This window comes from Nonomuraea sp. NPDC051941, from assembly GCF_044593615.1.
Window position 1 is genome coordinate 24,105 of record NZ_JBIUCF010000003.1, and the last position, 14,194, is coordinate 38,298.

Annotated in this window: 12 protein-coding genes; 2 read left to right on the forward strand and 10 right to left on the reverse strand. The window is 72.2% G+C overall.

The features are described 5' to 3' along the window. Positions 1–19 precede the first annotated feature (19 nt). The 4 genes from ACIHFD_RS06605 to ACIHFD_RS06620 all read right to left on the reverse strand — a co-directional run bounded on the left by ACIHFD_RS06605 (position 20) and on the right by ACIHFD_RS06620 (position 4,187). On the reverse strand, positions 20–1,129 hold the full coding sequence (locus ACIHFD_RS06605) for an NAD(P)-dependent alcohol dehydrogenase (RefSeq protein WP_350728880.1): 1,110 nt from the start codon (positions 1,127–1,129) through the stop codon (positions 20–22). Beyond that, entirely contained in the window at positions 1,126–1,785 is a 660-nt protein-coding gene (locus tag ACIHFD_RS06610; protein WP_355191484.1) for a hypothetical protein, read from the reverse strand. Before ACIHFD_RS06610 ends, ACIHFD_RS06605 begins: the two co-directional genes overlap by 4 nt. A 106-nt stretch (positions 1,786–1,891) precedes the next feature. Beyond that, positions 1,892–3,175 (reverse strand): ferritin-like protein, encoded by a 1,284-nt coding sequence (locus tag ACIHFD_RS06615; RefSeq protein ID WP_397365910.1) that lies wholly within the window; start codon positions 3,173–3,175, stop codon positions 1,892–1,894. A 13-nt stretch (positions 3,176–3,188) separates the two neighbouring features. Beyond that, positions 3,189–4,187 (reverse strand): alcohol dehydrogenase catalytic domain-containing protein, encoded by a 999-nt coding sequence (locus ACIHFD_RS06620; protein ID WP_397365911.1) that lies wholly within the window; start codon positions 4,185–4,187, stop codon positions 3,189–3,191. A gap of 202 nt (positions 4,188–4,389) precedes the next feature. Between ACIHFD_RS06620 and ACIHFD_RS06625 the strand changes: the two genes are divergently transcribed. After that, the gene (locus tag ACIHFD_RS06625) at positions 4,390–5,679 is read left to right on the forward strand and encodes a sugar phosphate nucleotidyltransferase (protein ID WP_397365912.1); all 1,290 of its coding nucleotides are present in this window, start codon (positions 4,390–4,392) and stop codon (positions 5,677–5,679) included. Here the strand turns inward: ACIHFD_RS06625 and ACIHFD_RS06630 are convergent. From ACIHFD_RS06630 to ACIHFD_RS06640, 3 genes are all read right to left on the reverse strand, one after another. After that, positions 5,640–6,575 carry a hypothetical protein gene (locus ACIHFD_RS06630; RefSeq protein WP_397365913.1) on the reverse strand — a complete coding sequence of 312 codons (936 nt, stop codon included), beginning with the start codon at positions 6,573–6,575 and terminating at the stop codon, positions 5,640–5,642. The two genes, ACIHFD_RS06625 and ACIHFD_RS06630, sit on opposite strands and share 40 nt — an antisense overlap. A 134-nt stretch (positions 6,576–6,709) precedes the next feature. Beyond that, positions 6,710–9,724 carry a type I polyketide synthase gene (locus tag ACIHFD_RS06635; protein WP_397365914.1) on the reverse strand — a complete coding sequence of 1,005 codons (3,015 nt, stop codon included), beginning with the start codon at positions 9,722–9,724 and terminating at the stop codon, positions 6,710–6,712. A 152-nt stretch (positions 9,725–9,876) separates the two neighbouring features. Next, entirely contained in the window at positions 9,877–10,707 is an 831-nt protein-coding gene (locus ACIHFD_RS06640) for a helix-turn-helix transcriptional regulator (RefSeq protein ID WP_350728889.1), read from the reverse strand. 149 nt (positions 10,708–10,856) lie between these two features. On the opposite strand from ACIHFD_RS06640, the gene ACIHFD_RS06645 reads away from it, so the two are divergent. Beyond that, positions 10,857–12,185 (forward strand): hypothetical protein, encoded by a 1,329-nt coding sequence (locus ACIHFD_RS06645; protein WP_397365915.1) that lies wholly within the window; start codon positions 10,857–10,859, stop codon positions 12,183–12,185. 44 nt (positions 12,186–12,229) lie between these two features. Here the strand turns inward: ACIHFD_RS06645 and ACIHFD_RS06650 are convergent, their stop codons facing one another. From ACIHFD_RS06650 to ACIHFD_RS06660, 3 genes are read right to left on the reverse strand one after another with little or no spacing between them, the layout of a single operon-like run. Then, positions 12,230–13,459: a SpoIIE family protein phosphatase gene (locus ACIHFD_RS06650; protein WP_364251113.1), complete on the reverse strand. Its 1,230-nt coding sequence runs from the start codon at positions 13,457–13,459 to the stop codon at positions 12,230–12,232. After that, positions 13,425–13,883, reverse strand: a complete 459-nt coding sequence (locus ACIHFD_RS06655) for an ATP-binding protein (RefSeq protein WP_397366289.1) — start codon at positions 13,881–13,883, stop codon at positions 13,425–13,427. Before ACIHFD_RS06655 ends, ACIHFD_RS06650 begins: the two co-directional genes overlap by 35 nt. Further along, a complete protein-coding gene (locus ACIHFD_RS06660) occupies positions 13,883–14,188 on the reverse strand; it encodes an STAS domain-containing protein (protein WP_350728893.1) in 306 nt (101 codons plus the stop codon). The genes ACIHFD_RS06655 and ACIHFD_RS06660 overlap by 1 nt, the downstream gene beginning before the upstream one ends. Between the last annotated feature and the right edge of the window lie 6 nt (positions 14,189–14,194).

Here is a 14,194-nt window from a genome sequence, read left to right on the forward strand (position 1 = left end):
TCCTGGCTCCAAACGTCGTTCACGCGTCGAACCGCAGAATCGTCTTGATGTTCTTGCCGGACCTGAAGTCGTCCGCCGCGGCCTGGATGTCGGCGAAGTCGTACTCCTTGATGAGCGGCTGCACGGGCAGCCGGCCGCCGCGGATCAGCCGCGCCAGCAGCGGGATGAGCCGGTCGGGGTCGCTGTCGCCCTCGCAGACGCCCAGGATCCGCCGCCCCGGCAGCAGCCGGTGCACGTCGACCGAGACCTCCACCCCGTACGGCGGAGCGCCCACGACGGCCACCGCGCCGCGCGGTGCGAGCGCCTCGATGCCGGCGCGCAGCACGTCGGGGTTGCCCACCGCCTCGACCACGTAGTCGACGCCGGCGCCGCCGGTGATCTTCCGCAGCTCGTCGGCCAGGTCGAGGCCGGTCGAGTCGACGGTGTGGGTGGCGCCGATCTTGGCGGCCAGCTCGAGCTGCGCCGCCTGCCGGCCCACGGCGATGATCTGGCTGACCGGGGTGAGCGCCGCGCCCATGATGGCGGCCAGGCCCACCGCGCCCGTGCCGATCACCGCGATGGACGTGCCGGCCTCCGGGCGCAGCGTGTTCCAGACCGCGCCGGTGCCGGTCTGGACGCTGCAGGCCAGCGGGGCCAGCAGCTCGAACGGCAGGTCCGGGTCGACCTTGACGACGCTGCGCTCGTCGGCGATGGAGTGGCGGGCGAACGACGACTGGCCGAAGAACCGGCCGCCGAGCGCGACGCCGTCCCTGCTGATCGGCGAGCTGCCGTCGGGCCGCTTGCCGCCGATGAGGTTCTGCGGGATCCACGTGGTGCAGTAGGCGGGGTGGCCGATCCGGCAGGAGGCGCAGCTCCCGCACGAGGTGAAGGTGAGGACGACGTGGTCGCCCGGCTTGACCTTGGTCACGCCCGGGCCCGTCTCCTCCACGACGCCGGCCCCCTCGTGCCCGAGCACGCCAGGCAGCGGGAACGGGATGTGCCCCGCCGCCACCGTGAGGTCGGTGTGGCAGATGCCGGCGGCCTTCATCCGGACGAGGATCTCTCCCTGGCGCGGGGCGTCCAGCTCGACGTCCCGGAGGGTGAACGCCGCTCCCGGCGATTCGACGACTGCGGCTTGGGTGGTGGTCACGAGTGTCTCCGATCGTCGGGGGTGAGGGTGTACGAGCTCGTGACGTGGGTCCACTCCGCCGGCCCCCACTCCGCGCCATCCCCGACCTGGGGCGGAGCTCCGACCACGCGGACCACGTAGTAGTCGAGCAGGCCCGGGGCCCGGCGGGTCCAGATCGAGCCGAGCTCGTCGTGGTGGCGCTGGCCGAAGTAGAGCCGATCCTCGTCCCGGCCGTGCGAGCGGGCCAGGCCGAGCAGGTCGTACTCCCGCGGGCACTCGTCCACGCCCGGCAGGTCCAGGATCGAGCAGCCGCCGTGGGAGACGTCCTGCCACTCGCCGGGCTGCCAGTTGCCGTCGCCCGCCTTCACCTCGTCGGCGCCGGCGACGAGCCCGGTGTCGAACAGGCGCAGGCAGACCTTGGTCCGGGAGAAATCGGCGTCGCGCGCGCCGGGCGTTTGTTCGCTGGGGCCGAGGAGCTCGAACATGCCCGTGATGATGAGCTCGAAGAGCCGGCTGTCGCAGCCGGGGTCCTTGTAGGCATTGAAATGAATGGCCCAGAAAGGACTGTGCAGCCAGAAGTCGTCCACCCCGAATATTCCCGGGAATACTTCGGCGGCGACCGGGCTGCGCCATCGGCCGGAGAGTTCGGCGACCGTGAATTCGGCGCTGGTTTCCATCACACCTCGCATGAGTCAATTCTTTTTCCGGCGGCCCGGCCGACGTCAAAGAGCCGGGTCGTACATTGGCAAGTCGGCCGGGCGGCGCGAGGTAATTCGTGAAGTCCTACGACGGGAGCAGTGCCGGCGGCACGTGCGCGCGCACCCGCTCGGCCAGCTCGGCCGCCCGGACGCCGGCCGCCGCGGCGGCCGCTGACGCCGGTCCGCCGGCCTTCTCGGCGGCCCTGCAGCGCTCCACGAGCACTCTCATGCGCTCGTGCAGCAGCGCCCAGGAGGGTTCGCGCCAGGGCACGAAGTTGCTCATGGCGTAGTACATCTCGAACGCGAAGCCCGCCGTGCGGCCGGGGTGCTCGGGGCCGACGGGCATGGTGGTCATGGCGGTGGACAGCGGCCGCAGCACCTCGGCCATCATGCTGATCGACGTGCCGACGAGCAGGCCCAGCTGCTCCTCGCTCTCGTCGGTGTGCGTGAAGAACCTGGTCAGCAGGTGCAGCACCAGCTCATAGGCCACCGCCGCCAGCTCGGCCGTCCGGCGGGTGCCGGGGTCGGTGATGAGCGGCTGGGGCTCCACGATGTCGTAGGGCTGCTTGAGGTAGGCGGCGAGCGCCGGTCGCGCCGGGTCGAAGCCCGGATCGAGCGCGCGCAGCTCCTCGTACTCCCGCCACACCGCGAGGAAGCGCCCGTAGTGGGCCTGCTGCCAGTCGCCACGCGCGCCCTCGCCCTGCTCGATGATGAGATCGATCGCGGTGAACGCGGACTTCAGGTCCGTGACCGCGACGAGCTGGGGCCAGCGGAACAGCTCCGGCGTGGCCTGGGCACGCGGGGACCCGACGAACACGGCGCGCTCCCCGAGCTCCGCGCAGAGCGCCCGCAGCCCCTCCTCGATCCCGCGGTACAGGTGGCCGATCGTCGCGTACTCCTGGCCCCTGGGCATGAGGTCGGCGGGGTCGAGCCGGACGCGGCTGGGCGGCACCGGCTCGAACTCCTCGGCGTCCTGCACCTGCATGCCCTCGGGGCGCTCCAGGTACAGGAAGTGGCGCAACGCCTGCTCGCCGAAGGGCAGCAGATCGAGCTGGATGCCCGACGGGAAGTATCCCGAGCGCTGCGGGAAGTTCGGGCGGGTGAAGGTCGGCGCCGCGCCGATGGCGGCCAGCAGGTTGGACACCAGCGCCAGGTGGAGCATCTCCTCGACCGCGATGGAGTGCAGGACCCTGCGCCAGCGGGCGACCGCGTCCGCCTGCTCGGCCGTCAGGCCGTCCTCCGTCCCGTTCTTGAGGCTGGCCTCGGCGAAGAGATACTGGCTCAGGATCATGTGTTCCAGCTGTGAGGCCTCGTTGAGCAGCCACCACAGGTGCTCCCGGTTCGCTATGACGATCGGGGGCTCGGACATGCGGGGATCCTCCTCAGTTGGGGGTGAGTACGGCGCGGTAGCGCACCTGGCCTGCCTCCACCCGCTTGAGCACCTCGTTGACCTCGGCGAACGGGTAGGTCTCCACGCGCGGCCTGACCTTGCCCGCGGCCATCAGCGTGAGCACCTCGACCAGGTCGGAGCGGTTGTTGTGGGTGCTGCCCTTGATGGAGCACTGCTTGAACAGCAGCGTCATCATGTCGTCGATCTTCAGCGGGCCGGTGACGCCCATCGTGACCAGCCGCCCGCCGTAGCGCAGGCCGGACAGCACGCGGGCGACCAGGTCCGCCGAGGTGGTGGTGGCCAGGATGATGTCGGCGCCGCCGGCGTCGGCCAGCGCCTTGCCGGGGTCGTCGCCGACCACGACGCCCTCCGCGGCGCCCAGTTCCTTGGCGTACTCCGCCTTGTCGGGCGAGGTGGTGAGCACGACCGTCTCCAGGCCGATGGCGGTGGCCAGCTGCACCGCCATGTGCCCGAGCCCGCCGACGCCCAGCACGCAGACGCGCTCGCCCGGCCGGGGGTCGGCGTTGCGCAGGCCGCTCATCGAGGTGAAGCCGGCGCAGAAGGCCACCGCCGCGTCGGTGTAGTCCAGGCCGTCGGGCAGCAGCGTGCACCCCGACTCCCAGGCCACCATCAGGTCGGCGTAGCCGCCGCCCATGTCCATCCAGGTCGTGGTGTGCGAGCAGGCCACCGGATGCCAGCTCTGGCACTGGACGCAGCGCCCCTCGCCGCGCTGCATCCACGAGACGCCGACCCGGTCGCCCACCCGCAGGGTGGTGGCGCCGGGGCCGAGCGCCACCACCTCGCCCACCGGCTCGTGCCCCGGCACGATCGGCAGCTGCACCGGCCAGTGGCCGCGGTGTACCAGTACGTCGCTGAAGCACATGCCGCACGCCTGGATGCGTACGACGACCTGGCCGGGCCCGGGCTCGGGATCGGCGAGGTCCTGGAACTCCCATGGGGAGTTGAGTTGCGTGATGACGGCTGCGCGCACGGTCTCCTCCTCGGCGAGACACGTCAGGGAGGCCCACGATAAATATCCGGCCCGCGTCGGCGGCACCCTGACTTAACGGAAACCACGGTGCTTTTGTCAGACGCGGACCTGACGAAATCCCGGCGTTCGGCGGCCGAAACGGGCCATATTCCCGGAGCGAATGGTACGAATAAGTCACCGCCCGTTGTCCTTGGAGGTTGCCATGCCTTCTATTGCCGCCATCGCACTGGCCGGCGGCCGCGGCCTCCGCGCCCGCCCGCTCACCCTCGAAGGTTCCGGTCACATAAGGAGCAAGGCCGCCGTCCCTTTTCTCGGGCGGCCGGTCATCGAATGGCTCGTCGCGGGCCTCCGCGACCAGGGAATAACGAGTTTCCACGTGGCGGCCAACGGCCGGGAGAATCGTTATCAGGTCAAGGAGGCGCTGGGGTACGGCGAGCGGCTCGGGGTCTCGGTGCGCTATTCGCGGCCGCGTACGGACCGGTTCAACACCGGCTCCGGGCAGGCGACGCTCAGCGTGATCGAGGAGCACGGCCTGCTCGGCCACGCCCTGGTGCTGCCGACCGACTCGCTGTTCGAGTTCGACCTGGCGGCGCTGGTGCGCGACCACCTGGCGAGCGGGGCGGTGGTGACCGTCGGCCTGGTCCTTCGGACGGCGGCGGAGGTGGCGGGCACGTACGGGCTGGTGCTCGCGGACGGCGCCGGCCGGATCCAGCGGTTCATCGAGAAGCCGCCCCTGGAGACCATCGCGGCGGTGACCGCCGACCTGGACAGGGTGCCCATCAACGCCGGGCTCTACCTGGTGGACTGCGCCAGGCTGCGCGCTCTGGGCGCCACCGACGAGCTGGCGGCGCTGGCCGGGCGGGGGCTCGACTGGGGCGGTGACCTGCTGCCGTGGCTGGTGTCGCGCGCCCACCGGGTCATGTGCTCGCCCCTGGCCAAGGTGGGCGACCTGGGCAACCCCCGCGACTATCTGCTCACCATGGCCGAGGCCCTGGCCGGCGGCTACCCGAGCCTGCGGCTGCCGGACGGGCCCGTGATCCACCCCTCCTCGCTGGCGCGCCGCGACGAGGTCAGCGGGCTGACGCTGGCGGAGAAGCTGGCCGCCGGGCTCGTCCACGTGGGTCCCGGCGCGTGGATCGGCCGGGACGTCGAGATCGGCCCCGGCGTGGTGCTGCGCGACTCGTACGTCGGCGACGAGGCGGACCTGCACCCGTGGTGCCGCCTGGAACGGGTGGCCTGCCTGGACGGCGCGATCATCGGGCCGGGCGCGCGGCTCAGCGACGCGTACGTGGGCGTGATGGCGAGGGTGGACTCGTCGCTGGAGCGCCCGGCCGTCATTGACGGCTTCACCGCGCTCGGCCACGAGGTACGCGTCGCCGAGGGCGCCGGTCTCAGCGGCGTCATCGCCTATCCGGGGCAGACCGTGACCGGGGCCGGGCACTCCGGCGGGCGTCAGTCGCCGACGTCGTCCGGCTCCTCGACCCGGTCGTAGCGGAGCCGGGTCTCGATGGCGTAGGCGTGCGGCGCGTACCCGGTGCGCAGGTCCTGGAAGACGGTCCACGCCTCCATCGGGTCGCGCTCGGCCGGCAGCCCCGCCTCGTGGGCCAGCAGCAGCGTGTCGGAGAAGTTGCGCTCCTCCCGCCCCTGCAGGCTGACCGGGATGGGCGGCAGCGTGATGCACAGCCCGTGGGTCAGCCGGTGCATGCAGCGCGTCCCCGTCGCGAGCAGTGCCTTCGTGTGCGCCGGAGCCCAGCTCGGCGCGAGCGCCTCGATGAGCGCGGCCACGTCCAGGACGATGACCGCGGCCTTGAGCCAGTCGAGGTCGCCCGCGGGGCGGCGGAACGTGAGCGCCGGATGGGCGAGGTGGGAGTGCTCCACCTCGGCCATCCACACCGTCCACTCGGCGAACATGGTGTCGAGGTGGTCGCGCGAGCCGGTCTTGAGGTAGGACGCGAGCATGGTGTCGGCGTCGCGCGGGTTGCACACGCTGCCGGCCAGCCTGGCCACCAGCCGTTCCCGCCGGGAGTAGGCGGCCAGGAAATGCCCCAGGTACGTCGTGATGGCCGCCACCATCAGCAGCCTGGACGCCCACTCGGCCTCGCGCAGCGGCGTGCCCTCCAGCAGCGCGAACCCCGCCGAGGACACGCCGAGCCAGATCGCGGCCACCGTGACGACGGCCAGCGGCCCGCACAGGTCGAGCAGCGGCTCCCGCAGGACGGGCGGGACCCGGCCGGCCATCGCGAGCATGGGACCGGCGAAGGCCCGCAGGACGCCGCGGACCAGCCGGCTCGGCCTGCCCCGGGGGGTGAACACGGTCAGCACGACGCTCAGCCACACCGCCGCCACGAGCGCGGCGCCGGCCAGCGTTCCCAACACGGCTGTCACCATGCCCGTATCCTTCCGGCTCTTGACTGGAATGCCCAAGAATTAGTTAGTGCTAGCAGTCGGAATGCCACCTTCAAAAGAGCGGAGACGAGGCTCCGGACGACCCGGAGCCCCGTCTCGACAGCGGCGGCCGCGCCTCACACGGTGGCCGCCGAGCGTAATTCGGTGGTGAGGTCGAGCAGCGTGCCCGGGCCGAGCAGGCTGCGGACCGGCACGTCCACGCCCAGCTCGCGCCGCACCCGCTCGCGGAACCTGGTCGCCAGCACGGAGTCCAGCCCCAGCAGGGTGAGCGGCACGTCCATCCCGATCTCGTGTCCGGGCACCGCGAGAACCTGGGACGCCAGGTCGGTCACCACGGCGGTCAACTCCGTCTCCGACAGAGTCGCCAGATCCGGGCGTCCGGGCCGCGCCGGCTCTCGGGCCGGCTCTCGGGCCGGTTCGCGGGCCGGTTCGCGGGCGGGCTCGGGAGGAATGGGGGAGGTGGCCGAGCCGGGCCAGAACCGCCGCCGCTGCCAGGGGTAGCCGGGCAGCCGGACGTACTCGCCCTCGGGGTGGACGCGGTCCCAGCGGGGACGGCAGCCCAGCACGTACGCCTGGCCGAGCGCCGCGCTGAGGGCCGCCGCGTCCGGCACGTCCCTCCGCAGACAGGGCACCACGCTCGCGGTCGCGCCCGCCGCCTCGACCTCCTCCTCCAGCGCCGTCTGCAGCACCGGATGCGGGCTCATCTCGATGAACACGGTGGGCCGGGCGTCGGCGAGCGCGGCCTGGCAGGCGGCGGCGAAGCGCACGGGCAGCCGCAGGTTCTCGAACCAGTAACCGGCGTCCAGTTCCGTGCCGTCGACGACCCGGTCCCGGGCGCTGGAGTGGATGGGCACGGCGCAGGGGCCGGGCTTGACGCTCGACAGCGCCTCCAGCAGCGCCTCGCGCACCGGCTCCACCTGCGGCGCGTGCGAGGCGTAGTCCACGTCCACCTGACGGCAGAAGACGCCGTCGCGGCGCAGCGGCGCGACGATCCGCTCCAGCCTCGCGGGGTCGCCGGACAGGACCGTGGAGTGACGGCTGTTGACCACCCCCACGCTCACCTGGCCGGAGTGCTCACCGATCGCCTCCTGGGCCGCCTCCGCACCGAGCGCCACGGCCCACATGGCGCCGGGCGTGCGCAGCTCGCGCAGCAGCCGGCTCCTCCTGGCGACCACGGCCGCGCCGTCGGCCACGCTCAGCGCGCCCGCGGTGACCGCCGCGGCGATCTCGCCCATGCTGTGGCCGATGAGCAGGTCGGGCTCGACGCCCCACTCGCGCCACACGGCGGCCAGCGCCACCTGCATCGCCCAGAGGGTCGGCTGCACCTCGTCCACGCGCGACAGCCGCTCCCCGCGCAGCAGCACGTCCACGGGGGACCAGCCGAGCTCGGCGGCCACCGCCCGCGCGCACTCGTGCAGGCGCAGGGCGAAGGCCGGCTCGGCGGCCAGCAGTTGCCTGCCCATGCCCGCCCACTGGCCGCCCTGGCCGGGGAAGACGAACACCACCTTCGGCCGCCGGGCCGCGCGGCGCTCGCCGGCGTGCACCGACTGCCCGTCACCCCGCCCGTTCGCGCGGAACTCCCGCAGGGACGCGGCCAGCGAGCGCGCGTCGTCGCCGACCGCGGCCAGCCGGTACTCGTGGTGCGAGCGCCGGGCACCCGCGCTGAAGCACACGTCGTGGAGGCCGGGTCCCGCGTCCTCGGCCCCCGTCCCCTCTGTCACCGTGTCGAGCAGCTCGGCGTACGCGCCCGCGAGCTCGTCGAGCGCCCTCGGGTCCCGCGCCGACAGGGGCAGGACGTAGCTGGGCCGGCCCTGGCCGAGCCGGGGACGTGCCGCCTGCGGCGCCTCGGAGAGCACGAGGTGGACGTTGGTCCCCGACATGCCGAAGGAGTTGACGCCCGCCAGGCCCGGCGTCCCCCGGTCCGGCCAGTCCTGGGTGAGCAGCGCGAGCTCGACGGCCGCGGTCGGCTGCCGCAGGACGGCGTGCGGCTCCACCACGTGCAGCGTCGCGGGTATGGTCCGGTGCCGCAGCGCGAGGGCCGTCTTGAGCAGCCCGGCCATCCCCGAGGTGAACTCGGTGTGGCCGATGTTGGACTTGAGCGAGCCGACCAGGCAGCGCCGCTCAGGGTCCCGGCCCTCCCGCATGACCAGGTCCAGCGCGGCCAGCTCGGTCGGATCGCCGGCGGGGGTGCCGGGCCCGTGGGCCTCGACGTAGTCGACCTCGCCTGGGGAGACCCCGGCGTCGAGATAGGCCTTGCGCAGCATCGTCTCGTGCCCCTCCAGCCCGGGGGAGACGAGTGAGCCGCCGGTGCGGCCGTCGTGGGTGGCGGCGCTGCCCAGGATCGTCGCGTACGGGTGCTCCCCGTCCGCGAGGGCCCGCGAGAGCGGCTTGAGTATCAGGGCCACCACGCCCTCGCTGCGCACGTACCCGTCCCCCGACACGTCGCCGAACTTGCACCGGCCCGAGCTGGACAGCACGCCGGCGTCCGCGAGCGCGAAATACAGGTCCGGCACGATCTGCAGGTTCGCGCCGCCGACGATGGCCAGGTCGATCTCGCCCGACCACAGCGCCCGGCAGGCCATGTGCACCGCGAGCAGCGACGTCGCGCAGGCCGCCTCCACGCCCATGCTGGGACCGCGCAGGTCGAGCTGGGTGGAGACGCGGCCGGGGAAGATGCCGCTGACGGCCGCCCCGAGCGCGGCGTGCATGTCGTACATCCCCGAGCGGCGCAGCAGGTCCCAGTACCCCGAGGACAGCAGGCTCGTGTAGACGCCGGTGTCGCTCCCGGCCAGGCTCTCGGCCGGGATGCCCGCGTCGTCGAGCGCCTCCCAGGTGACCTCCATCAGCAACCGCTGCTGCGGGTCCATCCGCAGGGCCTCGAACGGCGTGACGCCGAAGAAGCGCGCGTCGAACCCGGTGATGTCGTCCAGGTAGCCGCCCGCGCCCCGCAGCACATCGGGCCGGCGGCGGCCGGAGGTGGTTTCGATGTCGAATCTTTCGGGAGGGATCACGCCGATCATGTCCCGGCCCCCGCTGACGATCTGCCAGAGGTCGGCCGGGCTCTGCGCACCGGGCAGCCGGCAGGCGGCGCCGACGATGGCGATGGGATCTCGCCCGCTGTTGTTGTACATGGGGCCCCGTTCCCGTTCTCGCCCGGGTCATCGTGAATTCGACGATGCCCGGGCGCCCTTGTTGGTTGGCCGAACGACATCACCTAAGGTCCGGCTCGCCCACGTGGGTGTCAATTAACAGATGACGAAATACCGGGGCGGTGAAAACCGCGTTATTCGCCCGCGTGCATCGGAAAATGGATCACGAGCCCGACCAGCGGCTCGTCCGGGGTGATCATCAGCGCCATGCGCAGGGTCTGCAGGCCCAGCCGCGGATGCCGGAACCGGCGCGTGAGGCTGCGGTGCTCCTGCACCTCGTGCTTGCGCCACAGGCCGGCGAACAGCGGGCTCAGCTGGGAGAACTCGGCGATCTTCGCGGTCAGCCGCTCGTCGTGCGGCCATCTGGCCAGCTCGGAGCGCCACCGGGCGATGACGTCGCAGGTGACGCGCTCCCAGTCGGGCAGCCGCTCCTTCGCCGTGGGCGAGACCAGCAGCCAGCGCAGCATGTTGCGGTGCTCGGGCGTGTAGCTGCCCCAGTCGTCGTACCACTCGGCGGCGGCGTCGTTCCAGGCGGTCAGGTCGCAGTGGATGTCGGTGGCGTAGACCGGATAGGCGCTGGCGCTCATGAGGCTCACCAGCGGGCCCATGACGTCGCCCGACCACGTCTGCCCCTCGAGCGGCTGCGGGTTGGTGACCTGGCCGTGCACCAGCGTGTGCATGTAGCGGCGCTCGTCCTCGCTGAGGTCGAGCACCCGGGCCAGGCTGTCGAGCACCTGGATGGAGGGCCTGATGTCACGCCCCTGCTCAAGGTACGTGTACCAGGTCGGGCTGAGGCCGGCGAGCACCGCCACCTCCTCCCGCCGCAGCCCCTTCGTCCTGCGCCCCCCTTCGGGGAAGCCCACCTGCCCCGGCGTGACCCGCGCGCGCCTGCTGCGCAGGAATCGCGCGAGCTCCTGCCGGCTCCAGCCGTCGCCTGACACCGAACCCCCCGTGAGTGCCTCCACCGCGTCAGCAGATCAGGATCGCAAGGCTGAGTCTAGAAGCCTCACGGAATATTTGTCACCTCTACCCCGATTGCGTCATTTCGGCATTGACGTTACGGCATTGTTCCCAAAGCATGAATTTAATCCATTCAATTGAGGGGATTAACCAGATGAAGTGGCATTTCATCGACCGGAGCGAGCAGCTCGCCGCGATTCGGTCAGCCCTTGGGGCCGCCGGAGCAGGCCCGATTGTCCTGGCCGGAGAGCCGGGCTCGGGCCGCAGCCGGCTGGTGGAGCGCGTGCTCGAATCGTCCGAGGCGGCGCGTTACGACATCGTCCGGCTGCGTGCCGCGGACGGTCCCGGTGAGGTCGCCGCCCGCGTCGAGGCGGCCGCCGGGGGCCGTCCGCTGCTGCTCGTCATGGACGACGCGCAGGTGAGCGAGGACGAGAGCCTGATGGCGCTGCGCACGGCCGCGGGCGGGAGCCCGGGGGCCAGGGTGCTGGTCACGACGCTGTCCGGGCCTGCGGCGCGGCGCCCCGATCCGGTGGACTGCCTGCGCTTCGAGCCGGGTGCGTACACGGTCGACGTGCCGCCGCTCGCGGTCGAGGAGGTGGCCGCCCTGCTGGCCGAGCTGGCCGGTGGCCACGTACGGCAGGCCACCGCCGGCGCCCTGCATTCGGCGACCGGCGGCAACCCCCGCCTGCTGCACGACTTCCTGGTCGGGCGCCGGCTCACCGAACGCCTGACCCGGGGCGCCGCCGGGTGGGAGTTCCAGTGCGCCACCGAGTGGCTGCCGCCGATGGACCCGTCCGCGGCCACCCCGCACCTGGTGAAGGCCACCTGGGACGCGTGGGCGGCGCTGGCCTTCGACCGGGCCTTCGAGCTGTGCAAGGCGGCGGCGTGGTGCGGCGAGGGGCACACCGTCTCGGTGCCGCTGGCGCACCTGCTGCTGCTGCGCGGCAGGGGGCGCGACAGCATGTCGTTCCTGGACTCGCTGCCCGAGGGAATGGTGGAGAGCACGCCGCATCTGGCGCTCGCCCGAGCGGTCAACCTGGCCTGCGGGCAGGGCCGGCCGGAGGCCGCCGCCGAGTTCCTGCTGCGCGCGGCGGTGGCCGCCGGGCCGGCGCAGCGGCCGCTGCTGCTCGCCTACCGGGCCTGGATCATGGCGCTGAACGGCCGCTCCGCCGACGACGTCGGCACGATCACGCGTACCGACAGGGAGACCGCCCTGTTCGTGCATGCGGCGCAGGCCATGGCCCGCCTGCGGACCCGGCCCGAGGAGGCGGTCTTCCACCTGCGGCGCGCGCTCGCGCTCACCGCCGGGGGAGCGGCGGCGGGGCCGCCCTGGCTGGCGGCGCATCTGACGGCGTACCTGATCGACGCGCTGCTGCTGGCCGGGCGGGCGGATGAGGCGACGCTGCTGGCGGAGGGCTTCCACGGCGGGGAGCCCGCCTCCGGCTGGGACGTCGCCGTCGCCATGTCGATGGTCGCCGCGTGAGAGGCCCGGACCACGTGCCGCGGCCGTGGTCCGGGCCTGTCCCCTCAGGAGGGGTTCCTGCTCAGCGCCAGAGTGGTGATGTCGTCGGACTGCTCGGCGGCCCCCACGAACGTGCGCACCGAGGTGTCGACCGCCGCGAGCAGACCGGAGGCGTGCCCCCCGGCCCCGCCCAGCACCTCCTGGAGCCGGGGGGTGCCGAACAGGCCGTGGGCGGAGTTCCTGGCCTCGACCACCCCGTCGGTGTAGGCGAACAGCGCGTCGCCGGGCCCCAGCTGCACGTGACCCAGGGTGTAGGAGCTGTCGGCCAGGATCCCGACCGCGGGCCCCGTCGGCGGCAGCATCGTCTGGCGGCCGTCGGCCCGCACCACGACGGGCGGATTGTGCCCGCCGTTGATGTAGACCAGGTCCCCGGAGTACGGGTCCAGCACCCCGAAGAACATCGTCGCGAAATACGCCTGCTTGATGTGATTGCGGGCCATATACCGGTTGGTCCCGACCACCGCCTGGATCAGCGGCCCCGCCCCCAGCGACAGCAGGGGCAGCGCGGACTCTCCCGGCGAGCCGTCCAGCGCCACGGCGGCGTCGTCGCTGACGTCCTGGACGAACCCGGTGTGCTCGGCCGTGTGCCGGAGCAGCGTTCTGATCAGCGCCATGAACAGCGCCGCCCCCACGCCCTTGTCGCACACGTCGGCCACCACCAGTGCCAGCCTGCGCCCGTTGACGAGGGTGAACACGTCGTAGAAGTCGCCGGCCACCTGCCGGGCCGGCCGGAAGCTGGCGGCGATCTCCCATCCGTCCAGCCTCGGCAGTGACTCCGGCAGGAACCCGGCCTGGATGTCGCGGGCGATGCGCAGCTCGCGCTCGTACTCCCGCAGGCTGGCCAGCGCCGCCATCTCCTCCACCGTGGTGCTGAGCTGATAGCGCTCCCAGCAGGAGTTCGCCCTGCTGCGCAGCAGGCCGGGCAGGAACGGGCGGGTCACGTAGTCGAACCCGCCGCGCACACACTCCTCCAGCGCGGCGATGTCGTCGTCGGGGAAGGCCACGATCGTGGGCATCCGCCCGTCGACCAGGAACCGCTGGCTGACCAGCGCCATCCGCTGCAGCCCCAGCGCCGCCGAGATCAGCAGCAGATCGGGGTGCGGGTGGCGCAGGACCAGGTCGTCCGGGACGGCGAGCTGGACGTCGAAGCCCTCTTCGCGCAGTGCCCCGTCGAGTTCGAGCACCGCGGTGGACGTGGGGTTAGCCGGTTCGGCAACCACCAGAGCCGTCGGCATTCGCGCCTCCAAGCAGTCGCATGATCAGGGTGTTGCGGTTGCGTCCGCCGACGTACTCGTAGCGGAACTCGTCCACCTTGCCCATGGCGAGGAGCAGCCCGTAGCCGCCTTCCTCGCGCAGCGCGGGCGGCAGCGCCAGCCGAGGCGCGGGATCGTATCCGGCGGGATCGAACGGCGGAGCGTCGTCCTCGATGCTCACCTGCAGCCGGTCGTCCTCGATCTCCCCGGACAGCTCCACGACGCCCGCCCCGCCCCGGTAGCCGTGGTGGGCGATGTTCGTGGTGATCTCGTCCGTCGCCAGTCTCAGCCAGTACGCCTGGCGGGAGGTCAGCCCCGCCCCGTCTGCCAGCGCCTCGATGAAATCGGCCACCACACCCGGCAGGGACACGTGCTGGACATCGATCTTGAGCCGGCAGGCGAGCATCACTGCATCACGATGCTGCGGTCGAAGCCGGTGAGCCGGATCGTCTCCGCCACCTCCGGATTGGTCCCCACCAAGGTGATCTCCGAGCCGCGCGGCAGCTTCTGGTGCGCGAACACCAGGCAGCGCACCCCCGCCGACGACATGTACGTCAGCTCGTCGAGGAGCAGCACCAGCTTGCCCACCTGCCGCCCCACGGCCTGCGACACCAGTTCGTTGAGCTCGGGGGCGGAGCTGCCGTCGAGCTCGCCGGCCAGCCGGATCGTGGCGGTGTCGCCCTCCACGCTCATCTTCATCCTGAAGGACATGACATG